Source organism: Streptomyces sp. cmx-4-9 (genome assembly GCF_046548835.1).
Lineage (GTDB): Bacteria > Actinomycetota > Actinomycetes > Streptomycetales > Streptomycetaceae > Streptomyces.
Window position 1 is genome coordinate 346165 of record NZ_JAEBEE010000002.1, and the last position, 14069, is coordinate 360233.

General features: G+C 74.9%; 12 protein-coding genes. 6 read left to right on the top strand and 6 right to left on the bottom strand.

Going from position 1 to position 14069, the window contains the following annotated elements; translation table 11 throughout:
* Positions 1 to 344: 344 nt before the first annotated feature.
* Together ACLJTM_RS07670 and ACLJTM_RS07675 are read left to right on the top strand one after the other, a co-directional pair.
* Entirely contained in the window at positions 345 to 1346 is a 1002-nt protein-coding gene (locus ACLJTM_RS07670) for a spherulation-specific family 4 protein (RefSeq protein WP_411102658.1), read from the top strand.
* Positions 1347 to 1485: 139 nt separating this feature from the next.
* Complete coding sequence (locus ACLJTM_RS07675) at positions 1486 to 2064, top strand: GNAT family N-acetyltransferase (RefSeq protein ID WP_411102659.1); 579 nt, start codon at positions 1486 to 1488, stop codon at positions 2062 to 2064.
* A gap of 132 nt (positions 2065 to 2196) precedes the next feature.
* Here ACLJTM_RS07675 and ACLJTM_RS07680 read toward each other — a convergent pair whose 3' ends face one another.
* From ACLJTM_RS07680 to ACLJTM_RS07690, 3 genes are all read right to left on the bottom strand, one after another.
* Positions 2197 to 2538, bottom strand: coding sequence for a DUF5713 family protein (locus ACLJTM_RS07680; protein ID WP_411102660.1), 342 nt, complete (start codon positions 2536 to 2538; stop codon positions 2197 to 2199).
* Positions 2539 to 2700: 162 nt separating this feature from the next.
* Positions 2701 to 3189, bottom strand: a complete 489-nt coding sequence (locus tag ACLJTM_RS07685) for a hypothetical protein (RefSeq protein ID WP_411102661.1) — start codon at positions 3187 to 3189, stop codon at positions 2701 to 2703.
* Positions 3190 to 3335: 146 nt separating this feature from the next.
* Complete coding sequence (locus ACLJTM_RS07690; RefSeq protein ID WP_411102662.1) at positions 3336 to 4076, bottom strand: maleylpyruvate isomerase family mycothiol-dependent enzyme; 741 nt, start codon at positions 4074 to 4076, stop codon at positions 3336 to 3338.
* Positions 4077 to 4115: 39 nt separating this feature from the next.
* Here ACLJTM_RS07690 and ACLJTM_RS07695 point away from each other — a divergent pair, with 39 nt between their 5' ends.
* Together ACLJTM_RS07695 and ACLJTM_RS07700 are read left to right on the top strand one after the other, a co-directional pair.
* Positions 4116 to 4823 carry an alpha-ketoglutarate-dependent dioxygenase AlkB family protein gene (locus ACLJTM_RS07695; RefSeq protein WP_411102663.1) on the top strand — a complete coding sequence of 236 codons (708 nt, stop codon included), beginning with the start codon at positions 4116 to 4118 and terminating at the stop codon, positions 4821 to 4823.
* Between the two features lie 43 nt (positions 4824 to 4866).
* Entirely contained in the window at positions 4867 to 6144 is a 1278-nt protein-coding gene (locus tag ACLJTM_RS07700) for an ROK family protein (RefSeq protein ID WP_411102664.1), read from the top strand.
* A 217-nt stretch (positions 6145 to 6361) separates the two neighbouring features.
* Here ACLJTM_RS07700 and ACLJTM_RS07705 read toward each other — a convergent pair whose 3' ends face one another.
* Positions 6362 to 6970, bottom strand: a complete 609-nt coding sequence (locus ACLJTM_RS07705; protein WP_411102665.1) for an ATP-binding protein — start codon at positions 6968 to 6970, stop codon at positions 6362 to 6364.
* Between the two features lie 200 nt (positions 6971 to 7170).
* Here ACLJTM_RS07705 and ACLJTM_RS07710 point away from each other — a divergent pair, with 200 nt between their 5' ends.
* Positions 7171 to 8298: a PLP-dependent cysteine synthase family protein gene (locus ACLJTM_RS07710; protein WP_411102666.1), complete on the top strand. Its 1128-nt coding sequence runs from the start codon at positions 7171 to 7173 to the stop codon at positions 8296 to 8298.
* A 151-nt stretch (positions 8299 to 8449) separates the two neighbouring features.
* Here ACLJTM_RS07710 and ACLJTM_RS07715 read toward each other — a convergent pair whose 3' ends face one another.
* Positions 8450 to 8938, bottom strand: a complete 489-nt coding sequence (locus tag ACLJTM_RS07715) for an SRPBCC family protein (RefSeq protein ID WP_411102667.1) — start codon at positions 8936 to 8938, stop codon at positions 8450 to 8452.
* Positions 8939 to 9082: 144 nt separating this feature from the next.
* Between ACLJTM_RS07715 and ACLJTM_RS07720 the strand changes: the two genes are divergently transcribed.
* Entirely contained in the window at positions 9083 to 11662 is a 2580-nt protein-coding gene (locus tag ACLJTM_RS07720; RefSeq protein WP_411103266.1) for a hypothetical protein, read from the top strand.
* Here the strand turns inward: ACLJTM_RS07720 and ACLJTM_RS07725 are convergent.
* The gene (locus ACLJTM_RS07725; RefSeq protein WP_411102668.1) at positions 11604 to 14057 is read right to left on the bottom strand and encodes a right-handed parallel beta-helix repeat-containing protein; all 2454 of its coding nucleotides are present in this window, start codon (positions 14055 to 14057) and stop codon (positions 11604 to 11606) included. The two genes, ACLJTM_RS07720 and ACLJTM_RS07725, sit on opposite strands and share 59 nt — an antisense overlap.
* Between the last annotated feature and the right edge of the window lie 12 nt (positions 14058 to 14069).

The window sequence follows — 14069 nt, forward strand, 5'->3', positions numbered from 1 at the left end:
AGCGACCGGCCTCCCCCGGGGGCAGGGGCAGGGGTTGGGGGCCGGGGCCGGCCGCGCGGAGCACGGCCGCGTGGGCACGGGGCCAGGCAGCCCGCCTCTCGCGGGGGCCGACCGGGCCGTGCGCCCACACCGATGCCGGCAAGGGGCCGGCGACCAGTCGGCGCGGGCCGGGGGCTTCCTGCCGCATGAGTCGTCCCTGCGCGTCATCCTGGCGGAAATTCACCTGACGGGACGCCAGGTCGTACTCCTGTTCCCCGGGGCGATGAAGGCGTTCCCTCCTGCGGGGAGGAGAGCGCGTCTAGTGTTCTTCGGGTCGCCCCCCTGCCGCCGCCGGAGGAACGTTCATGCGCCGCGCCGTCAAGGCTCTCTACGCCATCCTGGTCACCGCCGTGCTGGCCGCGCCGGCACCTGCCGTCACGGCGTCGGCCCGTGGCGAGGATCAGGCGACGGCCGGTGACGCGCAGCGGTCGGACCGGTCACGGCCGCAGACCGGGCGGATCGCCCCGGCCCCGGCGCCCAGCGTGCCTCCCGTCCCGCGGGCGCCCGGCGTAAGGGGGCTGGAGATCGCGGTCCCCGCCTACGTCTGGGCGAACGACCACATGCTGAGCGACCTCACCGCGACCGGCCCCGCCGCCTCGATCGTGGTCCTCAACCCCGGCAACGGGGACGCTCCGTTCGACGCACCCTGGCAGGCCCGCGCCGACGCCCTGCGCGGCGGCACGACCGCCACCGGCGAGAGGACCAAGGTCCTCGGGTACGTCCACACCGACCACGGCAACCGCGACCCCGCAGCCGTACGGACCTCCGTCGACAACTACCTGAAGACCCGCGACGGCCGGCTGCACGTCGACGGCATCTTCTTCGACGTCGTCAGCCGCGACTGCGGCCCGGGCAACGCCACCCGCGACCTCTACGCGGACCTGCGCCGCTACGTCCAGGACAGCATGGACGCCGTCGACCCCGCCGCCCCCGACCTGGTGGTCAACAACCCCGGCACCGCCATAGCCGACTGCTACCTGGACCCGGCCCGGCGCACCGCGGACGTCTTCGTCACCTACGAGGACACCTACGCCGCCTACACCGCCGGCGGCTGGCTGGGCGGCAACGTCTTCGACCACCGCTCCGGATACCGCGCCGGATCCGAACTCGACTCCGACGGCACGGCGTTCTGGCACCTGGTCCACGAAGTCCCGGACGTCCAGGCGATGCAGACCACGCTGCGCACCGCCTTCGAACGCGGGGCGGGCTACGCCTACGCGACGGGCGCACGCATGCCCAACCCCTGGAACACGGGCCCGTCCTGGAAGTACCACCCCCAGACCAGCTACGCCGCCACCCTGGGATAAGGGTCTCCGATGCACCGCGCGAAGGGGGTCGCATGCCGCGCGGTACCGCCGAAGTCGAAGTCGAAGCCGAAGCCGAAGCCGAAGTCGAGGGGTGATGGCGCCGCGTTGGTGCTCCACGGCTTGCCGTAGGTTGCCGGGCATGACCGCAGTCGGCCCCGTCGCCTGGCCGCCCGTTCCGCTACGGACCGAGCGGCTCGTGCTCCGCGCGTCCGAGGCGCGCGACCGGGCGGTGTTCATCGAGCTGTTCGCCTCACCGGAGGTACGCACGTACCTCGGAGGCCCCCGACCGCGTGAGGAACTGGAACGGGTGGTTCCCGAGGTTCCCGGCCGGCGTCCCGGCGTCTTCGTGATCGAACGGGCGGGGGCGATGATCGGCACCGTCTCGCTCGACCGCCGCGACGCGGCCCGTCCGGGGCACGTCCGTCCCGAGGCCGACGAGGCCGAACTCGGCTACCTGCTGCTGCCCGAGGCGTGGGGGCGCGGATACGCCGCCGAGGCCTGCGCGGCGGTCCTCGACTGGTGTGACGCCGCGCTTCCCACCGAGCCGGTGGTGCTCTGCACCCAGACCGCCCACGTACGCTCGATGCGCCTGGCGGCGAAGCTGGGGTTCGCCGAGGCGGACCGGTTCGAGGAGTTCGGCGCCGAGCAGTGGTTCGGCGTACGGCCCCCGGCACGGGCCGCCGCCGCGAGTACCGCCTCGACCGCGGTCCCGGGGTGAGCGGGGGCCACGGTCGCGAGGTGAGCGGGGACGCGAAGGCCGCGCCGGGGCGCCCCGCGGGCCGCGTACGGGCGGCCGCCGCTGCCCCGCGGCCGGTGGATGCCGCCCGACGGGTCGTCGCGGGGGTCCGCTTCACCAGTCGCGGTTGGCGATCAGTTCCTCCAGGTCCGCGTCCGGGAAGCCGTACGCCGACGCCACGAACCAGAAGTCCTCGGCGATCGCCTCACGCGCCGTCGTCTCGATCCCGCTCCCGACCGCCTCGAACTCGGTGTCCAGGAGGTTGAACTCCTCCGTCGCGGCCTGGGTGAGCGGGTACAGGGCCGACAGGTCCGGCGGTTGTTCGGCCTCGATCCGCGCGCACAGCCGCAGCAGGACCGCCCTTCCGCGGTCGACGACCTGATCGGGGAAGTACGGGTCCCGGTACAGCGGGCGCAGGAACGCGTGCCCGGCCACCTGCTCGTTCGTGATCGACATGGTGCCTCCCCGTCGCGGTCGTCAGGGGCCGATCATGCACGACGGCTCTGACAACGACGCTCTGACAACGACGTTCGGACGACGACGCTCTGACCATGAGGCTCTGGCAGCGGCGCGGCCCGCCCGCCCGCCGGTACCCGCGGGCGCGCCGCACGTCGTGCGTCAGCGGTAGTCGTCCGGGTGGCCCTGCATCCAGGTGTTGATCTTGTCGCGGGTGCCCAGCAGGGACGTCTGGTGCTTCTTCAGGTTCTCGAAGGTGCGGTCTCCGCCGAGTTCCTTGTCGAGCGCGGCGATCTGGGCGATCGGCTCGGGGAAATGACCGGGGCCCTTGGCGTCGGCTTTCATCGCGCGGTCCAGCCGGTGGAGTTCGTCGTAGACCCGGCCCAGGAAGTAGGCGCAGTTGCCCGGGGTGCAGGAGTCGTTCAGGGTGGCCTGGAGCCCTGCGAAGGCGTCCCGGACGAGTTCCGGCGGCAGGGACGCCGACGCGGACGGGGCGTCGGGAGACGCGGAGGGCGCCGATCCCGACGAGGACACGGACGCGGGCCCGGCTGAGGACGAGGCTGCGGTGGCCGGATCGGACGCGTCCGAGCTGCAGGACACCGCGAACGCCGCCAGCGCGACGGCGAGCACCGCCGCGCTCCGGAACCTCACTGTGGAAACCGACATCGACTACCCCCGTGATCGTTTGAGACAGCCGACCCTATCCAGCGCACGCGACATCCGGCACCCCCGGCCGGGTCCCGGCCCCGGCTGCGGGCCCCCGCCCCGGCCGTCCGCCCCCGACCGTCCGCCCTGCTTCAGATGCCCGCCGTCTCGGTCCACAGCCGGGCCAGCTCCGTATCGCCCGTGACGGCCGGCCCCGCCAGCGGGACCCGGTTCCACAGGGCGGCGTACAGCCAGGACGCCTCGGCCGTCACCTCGCAGTCCGCGGGGGCCGCGTCGCCCAGGACCGTCCGGGCCGGCGCGGGCGACAGGTGTACGGTCCACGCCGCGCCGGTGTCGGCCGCCCGCACCCGCAGCACCCGGGGCTCCGGGCTCCGCACGCGGCTGCGCGGCCGCGCGTGGAAGCCCGTCAGCAGCTCGTCCACCCCGTCCTCCGCGAAACGCGCCTCCAGCGGGGAGAAGAGCGTGCCGAGCGCCGACTCGGCGTCCATCCGGTGCACGGCGGTCTCGTGGGCCTGGCGGCGGGCCCAGAAGGCCAGCGGCGAGGGCGGCGCCGTCGGCAGGAAGGTCCAACACTGCACATCGGCCGGAGCCTCCTGCAGGGTGCGCACCAGATCGGCGTGGCCCGCGCGGAACCACGCGAACAGCTCCGCCCCGGTCAGCTCCGGCGCGTCCGGGAAGGGGCCCGGCTCCGACTGCGCACCGGCGACGTATCCCGCCGCCCAGCGGTGCACCGAGCCGGTGTGCCGCAGCAGGTCCGCGATCCGCCACTGCGGGCAGGTGGGTACGAGGGCATCGGGGCCGGCCTGTTCGGCCGCGTCCGCGAGCAGCCCGCCCTCGTGCTCCAGGGCCTTGACGAAGTCGTTGATCTCCATGGGGGGAGTCTGTCAGAGCAGGTCCGCCACAATGGAGGGATGGACGGGGAACTCTTCCCGCGCGAGCGGACCCTGATCGCCCCCGGCGCCGTGCACGTGCCCGACTGGCTCGGGCCCGGCCGGCAGCGGGAGTTGCTGGCGGCCTGCCGCGCATGGGCCCGGCCACCGGCCGGCCTGCGCACGGTCCACACCCCCGGCGGCGGCGCGATGACCGCCCGGCAGGTCTGCCTCGGACTGCACTGGTACCCGTACGGCTACGCCCGGACCGCCGTGGACGGCGACGGGGAGCCGGTCAAGCCGATGCCGCCCTGGCTCGCCGCACTGGGGCGGGAAGCGGTGGCCGCCGCGTACGGGGACGGTCCGCAGGGCCCGCGGCAACCGGGGGAGCCGCACCTGCCGTCGGGTCCGGGGGAGCCCGGGGCCGGGGCGGCGTACGACATCGCGCTGATCAACTTCTATGGCGCCGACTCCCGGATGGGCATGCACCGCGACTCCGACGAGAAGTCCGCTGCACCGGTCGTCTCGCTGAGCCTCGGCGACACCTGCGTCTTCCGCTTCGGCACCCCGGCCGGGCGCGGACGCCCGTACCGGGACGTGGAGCTGCGCAGCGGTGACCTGTTCGTCTTCGGAGGTCCGAGCCGTCTGGCCTACCACGGGGTGCCGAAGGTCCTGCCGGGTACGGCGCCCCGGGGACTCGGGCTGACCGGGCGGCTGAACATCACGCTCCGCGTCGGCGGGCTCGGCTGAGGGTGGGCGTCCGGGGCCCTCCGGGCGTGCGAGGATCGCTGTCATGAACGGCAACGGGGCCCCGCCGCGGGTGGGGGACGTGACCACGGTGTCCAGTGCTTCCACGAGTTCCACGAGGACCAGACTGGAACGGGGCCGGGGCGCGCTCGGCCCGGCGCTGGAGCTCGTCCACACCGGCCGGGCCCCGACCCGGGCGGTCCTGACGGCCGAGCTGGGCGTCACCCGCGCCACGGCCGGGGCCGTCGCCGCCGAGCTGGAGGCGCTGGGGCTCATCCGGGTCGACTCCCGGCCCGGCGGCGCGGGTGGAGGCGGCACCCAGGGCCGCCCCTCGCACCGGTTGTCCGTGGACGAGAACGGCCCGGTGGCGCTGGCCGCTCAGGTGCACTCGGACGGTTTCCGGGCCGCGCTGGTCGGCCTCGGCGGCCGGATCGTGGCCACCGCCCCCGGCAAGGTCACGGTCTCCGCCGACCCGGCCCAGGTCCTCGGCGCGGTGGTGCGGGCGGGCGCGGAACTGCTCGACCGCACCGGCCGGCGCTGCATCGGCGCGGGACTCGCGGTGCCCTCGGCCGTGGCCGAGCCGGACGGCACCGCGCTGAACCCGCTGCACCTGGCCTGGCCCGCCGGTTCGCCTGTACGGGCCATCTTCGCCGAGTGCGTGAAGGAGGCCGGCATCGACGGCCCCGCGCTGACCGGCAACGACGTCAACCTCGCGGCGCTGGCCGAGCACCGGCACGGCGCGGGCCGCAGCGCCCAGCACCTGCTCTGCGTGGCCACGGGGCACCGGGGTGTCGGCGGGGCGCTGGTGCTGGACGGGCGCCTGCACAGCGGCAGTTCGGGGCTGGCCCTGGAGGTCGGCCACCTCACGGTCAACCCGGAGGGGCGCGCCTGCCACTGCGGAAGCCGCGGCTGCCTGGACGTGGAGGCGGATCCGCTGGCCTTCCTGACCGCGGCGGGCCGCACGCCCGGCCCCGAGGTGTCGCTGCTCCAGCAGGCCCGCGAGCTGCTGCGCGGGGAGTACGCGGAGCCGGCGGTACGGGCGGCCGCCGAGGAGCTCATCGACCGTCTCGGGCTGGGCCTCGCCGGCCTGGTGAACATCCTGAACCCGGACCGGATCATCCTGGGCGGCCTGCACCGGGAACTGCTGGACGCCGACCCGGAGCGGCTGCGCGCGGTGGTCGCCGACCGGAGCCTGTGGGGGCGCAGCGGCGGCGTGCCGATCCTGCCCTGCACCCTGGACCACAACAGCCTGGTCGGCGCGGCGGAACTCGCCTGGCAGCCGGTGCTCGACGACCCGCTGGGCACCCTGGGCGCGGCGGCCTAGGCGACGTCCTGCCGGCTGGGCCGGTCAGGCTGGTCAGGCCGGTCAGGCTGGTCAGGCCGGCCGGCGCCCCAGGCCCTCGGCCGACCGGCGCCGGGCCGGCCGGACGGCCCCGGCCGCCCCGACCACCCGTCCCGGTTCGTGGCCGTCCCCGCTCGTGCCCGTCCCGGTTCGTGCCCTGCCTGGGAGAGACGGTTCAGCGCGGCGCGGCAGAGACGGCTCAGCCCGGGCGGGCGCCGGCCGACGCGCCAACCGACGCGGCGACCGACGCACCAACCGACGCGCCGACCGACGCGCCGACCGACGCGGCCACCGGTACGGCCGCCGGGGCGGCCCCGGGTTCCACGGCCACGACCACCGTCCGCGCCGGTTCCCGTACGGGTTTCGCGCCGATCGACACCGGGTGCGGGGGCGCCGAGTGCGCGGGCTGCGCGCGCAGCGAGAACCAGACCACTTTGCCGGGGCCGTCGCCCTGGAGCCGGGCGCCCCAGGCCTCGCTGACCGCGGCGACCAGCGCCAGACCGCGTCCACAGGTCTCCAGGGACCCCGGACGCGTGTCCCGCAGCTCCGGGAGCCGGGGATCGCTGTCGAAGACCGAGACGGTCAGCCGCCCGAGGCGGAGCTCGATCTCCACGATGCAGGTCTTGTCCGGTTGCGCGTGGCGGTGGACATTGCTGAGCAGTTCCGTCACGCCGAGCGCGGCCCGGTCGATGAGCGGATCGAGCTGCCAGTGGCGCAATTGCGCAGAAACGATTCTGCGGATCTGGCCTATCCGCGACGGCAAGGCCTGCAGTTCGACGACGCAGTGCCTGCGGGAATGACTGATCACGGCTGCGACTCCCCGACATGAGTGTTACGGGTGCTGCACCCTCGGTAATGCTCCACCAGGGTCACCCACGGTGCGCCACAGTGCAACCGAACGCGACCGAAAGCGATCCGCATGGAAACCCAAAGTGACTGTTTGCGCAGGTGAGGGAGGTACATTGCGAAAGCAGGGGGCGAAAAGAAGCACACGAAGGAGCACGGCGCATGAGCACGACCCGTACGACTGCCACGACCGCCGACGTCGACCGCAGCGACGCGGACTACCGCGCCTGGCTGAAGGAAGCCGTCCGGAAGGTGCAGGCGGACGCCAACCGCTCCGCCGACACCCACTTGCTGCGCTTCCCGCTCCCCGAGGCCTGGGGCATCGACCTCTACCTCAAGGACGAGTCCACGCATCCGACGGGCTCCCTCAAACACCGACTCGCCCGTTCGCTCTTCCTGTACGCCCTCTGCAACGGCTGGATCCGCCCGGGCCGCCCGGTCATCGAGGCCTCCTCCGGTTCCACCGCCGTCTCCGAGGCGTACTTCGCCAAGCTGATCGGCGTCCGGTTCATCGCCGTCATGCCCCGCACGACCAGCCCGGAGAAGTGCCGGCTGATCGAATTCCACGGCGGCGAATGCCACTTCGTGGACGATCCGATGAAGATGTACGAGGAGTCGGCCGAGCTCGCGGCCCGCACCGGCGGGCACTACATGGACCAGTTCACCTACGCGGAGCGGGCCACCGACTGGCGCGGCAACAACAACATCGCAGAATCGATTTATCAGCAGCTGCGCCTGGAGCGCTACCCCGAGCCCTCCTGGATCGTCGCCACGGCGGGCACCGGCGGCACCTCCGCGACCATCGCCCGCTACGTGCACTACATGCAGCACGACACCCGCGTGTGCGTCCCCGACCCGGAGAACTCCTGCTTCTTCGACGGCTGGACCCGCCACGACCCCCATGCGAGCAGCGACTGCGGCTCCCGCATCGAGGGCATCGGCCGGCCGCGGATGGAGCCGAGCTTCGTCCCCGGTGCCATCGACCGGATGATGAAGGTCCCGGACGCGGCAAGCGTCGCCGCCTGCCGGGCGCTGGAGGCGGCCATCGGCCGCAAGGCGGGCGGTTCGACCGGCACCGGCCTGTGGAGCGCACTGAAGATCGTCTCGGAGATGGCGGCGGAGGGCCGCAAGGGCAGTGTCGTCACCCTGCTGTGCGACCCGGGCGACCGCTACCTCGACAAGTACTACTCCGACGAGTGGCTGGCGGCCCAGGGGCTCGACATCGCCCCGTACGCCGCGACCCTCGACACCCTGCTGGCGAGCGGCGTCTGGCGCGAACCGGCCGCCTGACCGGCCTCCTGACCGGCCGGGACCTGACCGCCCGGGCCCGACCCCGCGGCCGACCCCGCGGCACGAGCCGTGCACCGGCCGGAGGTCGGCCCGTCGGACCGGACGACGAGCCGTGCACCGGCCGGAGGTCGCCCGTCCGACCGGACGGGGGCTACCGGCCCGACCCGCCACCCGCGGTGAGGCGGCGGTCCAGAGTGCGCACGGCCGTGCGGAACGCCTGGCCCAGGCCCGGACGGGCGGCCCTGAGCGCCAGCCGGAAGGGGGCCGGGCCGTCGGCGGCGAAGGTCCAGCGCACGCGCGTTCCCGTACCGTCCGGGACCAGCCGCCACTCCTCCAACAGGGCCCGCACCCCGGGGGCGTTGGTCTCGTCCACCCGGTACGCGTAGCGCTGCTCCGGGTCCGCCGTCATGACCGTCTCCTGGAAGCGGACCCCGCCCCGCAGCCGGATCTCCCGTCCGGCCCCGCCGTGCGCAGGGCGGGCCAGGGTGACCGCCCCGAACCACCGCGGCCAGTCCTCCACCTCCTGGGCCAGGGCCCGGTACACGTCCTGCGGCGGCGCCGCCGTACCCGCCGTGAAGACCAGGCGGACCGGCGCCTCCTCGGCGAAGTCCAGTCCCACCGGACGGAGTCGGCGAGCCATGGGGGTACCTCCTGCGGCGTTGCCCCGGCACGCGGAGTCCGGAGCGCGAATGCGGGCCACCCTAACCGTGCCGCCGTCAGATGTCCGCTCCGCAGGGGGAATCGGCCGCGGGGGGCTTGGCCCGGCCGTGTCCTGCACGGGATGATGTACCGCGCACACACCGCCCCGCGAGCGGAGCCCGCCGTGCCGGACAGCCCGGAAACCAGCACCCCCCTGACGCCTGCCAGCACCCCCCTGACGCCCGCCCCGCCCCCCGCCGCCGTCCCTCCCCTCGCCCTGGAACTGCTGGTCCACGGGGTCGGCGGCGCCACCCCCGGCGAACTCCTCGGCGACCCGCGCACCGTCCGCGTCACGGGGGACTCCACCGCCGCCGTATTCCGCCGCACCGAGGACGTCGACGCCGAAGAGCACCCCGAGCGGTACGCGGCCCGGCCCGTCCCGGAGGCCTACTGCTGGTCCCGGCTCACCTCCGGCAACGGCGCCCGCGCCCTGTGGCTGCTGCTCCTGCCCTTCATGGTCGTCAACCTGGCCCACTGGGCCCGCCCGGCCGCCCCCGCCCCCCGCCCGGCCCGCCGCGCAGTGCGCGCGTACGGAGTCCTCGTGCGGATCCTCGCCCTCAGCCTCACCGTGCTCCTGGTGGCCGCCGCCTGCGAGGTCGCCCTCGACCTGGTCGCCTGGCAGTGCGCGGGCTCCGGATCCTGCGCCGGCCGCCATGGCTGGCTCACCTTCCTGCGGGACGGCTGGTGGTCGCAGCCCGGCCGCCGCCTCGCGCTCGGTGCGCTGGTCCCGGCCGCCCTGACCGGGCTCCTCTGGTACCTGTCGAACCGGACGTGGAGCGCGTACGAGTCCCAGCAGCCCCCCGACGGCTTCGCCGGCCCCCGGACTCCGCCCGACCCCGCCTCCGACGCCGTTCCCGCCCTCGGCCGCCCCGGGTTCTGGTACGGACGCAGGCTCGTGGCCCGGCTCCGCGCCGCCCACACCGCCGCCGGGCTGCTCACCGTCGCCGCCGCGGTCGCCCTGCCCACCGCCCGCCACGACCGCCGCGCCGACGCCCCGGTACTGGAGGCCCTGGGCTGGGTACTGGAGGCACTGCTGTGCGCCGGAGCCTTGTCGGTGGCCTGGGTCGTGTGCCGCCGCGGCCGCACCGAGGCCCGGCCCGACCACCACCTCGACCGCGCCGCCGTCACCCTGCTGCCGGGCGCCGCCCTCGCGCTCCTCCTCGCCGTGCTCCTGCACGCCGGATGGTCGCGGCCCGGCTGGGCCCCGGCGGGGCGGCTCCCGGGCGACTTCGCCTTCGGAGCCCTCATGCTGGGCCAGGGCCTGTGCGTCCTCGCCCTCGCCGCGGCCGCCGCGCACCTGTACCACCGGGCACCCGATCCCGCCGCCGCCCTGCGCGGCCTCGGCGGGCCCGCCATCGCGGTGCTGGGCTGCGCCCTCGGCGGGGTGATGTCCGGCGGGGTCGCCCAGCGCGTCGCCGACTGGCTCGACGGGGGAGCCACCCCCGGGATGGCCGGCGCGCCGCTGCCCGGACCGCCCGTCCTGCTGTCCTGGCAGGCCGCCGTACTGCCCCCGATGCTCCTGGTCCTTGCCCTGCTCGCCGCCTGGTTCGCCGGGCGCGGCGCCCGGGCCCGGCGCGAACTCGCCCGGGCCGTCGCCGCCGAGTACCCGGGGGCGCCGCCCGACCTCGCCCGCAGCCGGCACATCGCCGGAGCCCGGGCCGCCGCCGCGCTCACCGACTCCGCGCCCTGGTTCGTGGCAACCGTCTCCGGCATCACCCTGCTGCTCGGCGCCGGCGCCCTCGCCGGAGCCTGGGCCAGCGGGAAGGTCCCCGGGGAGGCCGCCCGCGGCACCCACCCGCTGTGGGAGACCGCCGCCCGAGCCGCCCAGGACACCGGTTCCTGGCTCGTCGGCTTCGGGTTCGTGCTCTTCGTCGCCTGGGGGCGCCGCGCCTACCGGGACCCCGCGGCCCGCCGCACCATAGGGATCCTGTGGGACGTGGGCACCTTCTGGCCGCGCGCCGCCCACCCGTTCGCACCGCCCTGCTACGCCGAGCGGGCCGTACCCGACCTGACGTGGCGGATGGCCGGCTGGACCGTCCGCACGGGCGGCCGCCTGGTGATCTCCGGACACTCCCAGGGCAGCGTGCTCGCCGCGGCCGCCGTCTGGCAGCTGCCGTCGGTGGTCCGCCGGCGGGTGGCCCTGCTCACCTACGGATCACCGATCAGCCGGCTCTACGGACGCTGGTTCCCCGCCCACTTCGGCCCCGGCCCGCTCGCCGTACTGCACCGGGAGGTCGACTGCTGGCGGAACCTGTGGCGGGCCACCGACCCCATCGGGGGACCGGTGTTCCCCGGCACCGCGGAGCGCGTCGACCGCGGCCCGCTCGCGGATCCGGTCGCCTACGGGCGCAGCGCCCGCCATCCGCTGCCCGCCCCGATCCTCGGCCACTCCGACTACCAGGCGGACCCTGCCTTCGCCGCCGAACGCGACGCCCTGCTCAGCCGGCTCGCCGAGTCCGCACGCGCCGCCGTACCGCACGGCCCGCAACACGGCCCGGACGGTCCGGCAGGCCGGCCCGGACCGCAGCGACCGCAGCCACCCGAGCGGGCGGGCGGGCCGCAGGTGCCGCAGGCGCCGGACGGGACGGACGTGCCCGGTCAGCGGCTCAGCACGGAGCGCCCACGGCCGGCAGCAGGGGCAGATCCGCCGGGAACAGCAGGGTGAGCTCGTCCTTGTTCGGCTCCGACAGCTGCGCCACCCGTCCCGCGTGCCGTTCGACCATCGACTCGAAGGTCTGGCGCGCGGTGCGGCCGTTGCCGAAGGCCGGGCCCTTGGGCAGCTGCGTGAAGTAGTCCAGCAGTGCCTCGGCCGTGCCCTCGCCCAGCCGGTACTCGTGCTCCTCGGCCTGCTGCTCCACGATCCGCAGCAGCTCCTGCGGGCCGTAGTCGCCGAAGGTGATCGTCCGTGAGAACCGGGACGCCACCCCGGGGTTCACGGTCAGGAACCGCTCCATCTCCGCCGTGTACCCGGCGACGATCACCACCACTGCGTCCCGGTGGTCCTCCATCAGCTTCACCAGCGTGTCGATCGCCTCGCGCCCGAAGTCCCGCCCCGAGTCCTCCGGAGCCAGCGCGTACGCCTCGTCGATGAACAGCACCCCGCCACGCGCCCGTTCGAAGGCCTCCTGCGTACGGATCGCCGTGGACCCGATGTGCTCGCCGACCAGGTCCACCCGGGAGACCTCGACCAGGTGCCCGCGCTCCAGCACCCCGAGGGAGGCGAGGATCTCCCCGTACAGCCGGGCCACCGTGGTCTTGCCGGTGCCGGGGGAGCCCGTGAAGACCAGATGGCGCCGGACCGAAGCCGCTTTGAGCCCGGCCTGCTGCCTGCGCCGGCCCACCTCGATCATGTCGGTCAGCGCACGCACCTCGCGCTTGACGCTCTCCAGCCCGACCAGGGCGTCGAGCTGGCCCAGGACCTCGCCGGAACCCCGTACGGGCCCTCCCGCCGCCGGGTCGTCCGGCAGGTCGGCGGGCCGGGGCGCGGGCATGGCCGACGCACCCGGTACGGCGCTCTGCGCCGCGGTGGCCGTCCGGATCGCGGGCTGCGCTCCGGCCGAGGCGCCCGCCGCCTGGGCGGCCGACCGGGCACCCGACCCGTCGCTCGTGCACTCCTGCGCGAGGGGGCCGTCCTCGGCGAACTCGTAGCCCCCGCGCGCGCACCGCTCGGTGTGGCAGCGCGTGAGCGTGGTGCGGCAGCCGTCGAGGACGTGGAAGCCGAAACCGGAACTGTCGGTGACCCGGCAGGCGGTGAAGGTGCCGCGGCCGCCGGCCGACACGTAGAACCCGGCCTCGGCGGGGGAGCTGACCGTGCACCGCTCCAGCGTGGGATCGGCGCCCTTGGTGACGATCACACCGGTCTGGACGGCGTCGACGGTGCAGTTCGCGAGGGTGCCGCCGCTGCCGTGGTCGCGGAACCATGCGCCCGTCGCCGCCTCCCGAATACGGCAGTCGTCGAGCTGGGCGGTGGCCCCGTCGCTGACCGAGACGGCCGTGTTGCGCACCTGGGACAGGTCGCTGTCCACCACGTCGGCGCGCGAACCGCGGTCCAGCACGAACACCGCGTCCGGAACGTCGTGGACCCGGCAGGCGTGCAGTGAGGCCGTGGCCCCGTCGCTGATCCACACCGCCGGGTAGTCGCCCGTACTGTCGTGGATCTCGCAGGACTCCGCGTCGACCCGGGTGCCCGGGTCCCACACCGACAGGCCGTTGCGCCCGAACCGGCGCACCGTGGTGCGGCTGAGCGTGAGCACCGAACGGGACCGCAGGTCCACCGCGTTCTCCGGGATGTCGTGGATGTCGCAGCCGGCCAGCATCAGCACCGCGTCGGTGTCCAGGGTGACGCCGTCCGCCGAGGTGCGGTGCACGGCGCAGTCCGTGAGGCGGGCCGTGGCCCGCGCGGCCACCTGTACTCCGGCTCCCTTGATCTCGTAGACCTCGCAGCCCAGCGCCTCCAGGCCCGAGCCCTCGCCGGTCACCGCGATGCCCGCGCCCGTGGCGTGGTGGACCCGGCAGCGCTCCAGCCGCGGGTGGCCGCCGCCGCGGACCGCGATCCCGCTCTGTCCGGCGGCCACCACCTCGCACTCCTCGAACACCCCGCCGCCGCCGTCCAGTACGGCGATGCCGACCCCGGTCGGATTCTCGACGGTGCACCGCCGCACCAGGGGCCGGGCCCCGCTGCCGCGGACCTCGATCCCGGCCGCCGAGCGGGTCTGCACCCGCAGGTCGGTCAGCTCCGGTGCGCCGTCCTCAACGAGCAGCGCGGGAGCAGCCCGGTCCTGCCCCTCCAGGTGCAGGTCCTGGACCACGGCCGAGGCGCGCACGGTCAGCGCGATACCGTCGAGCGGGGCGATCCGCACCGACCCGAGCCCGCCCTCGGGGCCGCGCAGGGTGACGGCGTGGTGCAGCACCAGGTTCTCCCGGTAGGTGCCGGGCGCGATGGACAGGACGTCCCCGTCGCCCGCGACGGCCAGCGCGGCGGTCAGCGTCGGATACTCACCGGAGCGGCGCCGCCACCGCGATGTGCCGCCGTGCGTCACCTGGACCGTGCCCTGAGCCATGGTGCTGTCGTG